Annotated in this window: 2 protein-coding genes; both read left to right on the top strand. The window is 71.0% G+C overall.

All coding sequences use genetic code 11. The features are described from left to right. Positions 1-305, top strand: a 305-nt coding sequence (locus tag C1J00_RS43515) for a cob(I)yrinic acid a,c-diamide adenosyltransferase (protein WP_180989926.1), incomplete at its 5' end; no start/stop codon positions are given. After that, on the top strand, positions 302-1,029 hold a 728-nt coding region (locus C1J00_RS43510; RefSeq protein ID WP_102914242.1), incomplete at its 3' end, for a cobyrinic acid a,c-diamide synthase CobB. The genes C1J00_RS43515 and C1J00_RS43510, both read left to right, overlap by 4 nt.

The raw sequence follows: 1,029 nt of genomic DNA, 5'->3' as shown, positions 1-1,029 counted from the left end.
AGATGGGTATAAGAGACAGGGAGAAGGCCCGGGAGGGCTGGGAGCAGGTCAAGCGGGACCTGGCGGCCGAGACGTACAAGCTGTACGTGCTGGACGAGTTCGCCTACCCGATGCACTGGGGGTGGGTGGACACGGACGAGGTGATCGACGTACTGCGCGATCGGCCCGGGACGCAGCACGTCGTCATCACCGGGCGGAACGCGCCGGACAAGCTCGTGGACTTCGCCGACCTCGTGACCGACATGTCCAAGGTCAAGCACCCCATGGACGCGGGCCAGAAGGGCCAGAGGGGCATCGAGTGGTGAGTGCTTCCGTTCCTCGGCTGGTCATCGCCGCGCCCTCCTCGGGCAGCGGCAAGACCACCGTCGCCACGGGGCTGATGGCCGCGTTCGCCGCGTGGGGGCTCGCCGTGTCCCCGCACAAGGTCGGGCCGGACTACATCGACCCCGGGTACCACGCGCTCGCGACCGGGCGGGTGGGGCGGAACCTCGACGCGTACCTGTGCGGGGCCGAGCTGGTCGGGCCGCTGTTCCTGCACGGGGCACAGGGGTGTGACATCGCGGTCGTCGAGGGCGTGATGGGACTGTACGACGGGGCCGCGGGCGAGGGTGAGCTGGCGTCGACGGCTCATGTCGCGAAGTTGCTCCGGGCGCCGGTCGTGCTGGTCGTGGACGCCTCGTCGCAGTCGCGGTCGGTGGCGGCGCTGGTGCACGGGTTCGCGTCGTGGGACCCGGAGGTGCGGGTCGGGGGCGTGATCCTCAACAAGGTCGCGTCGGACCGGCACGAGGAGCTGTTGCGGGAGGCGCTGGAGCAGGCGGGGGTGCCGGTGCTGGGGGTGTTGCGGCGGGCCGCGCAGGTTTCCACGCCGTCACGGCATCTCGGGCTGGTTCCTGTTGCCGAACGGCAGGGTGCGGCGGTCGAGGCTGTCACGGCGATGGCCGCGCAGGTGGCCGACGGGTGTGACCTGGAGGCGCTGGAGGCACTGGCACGTACTGCCGGTGCCGTACCAGGGGGCTCCGCCCCCTGGAC

It is taken from the genome of Streptomyces cahuitamycinicus (genome assembly GCF_002891435.1).
GTDB lineage: Bacteria > Actinomycetota > Actinomycetes > Streptomycetales > Streptomycetaceae > Streptomyces > Streptomyces cahuitamycinicus.
This window is presented reverse-complemented; position numbering and strand designations above follow the sequence as displayed.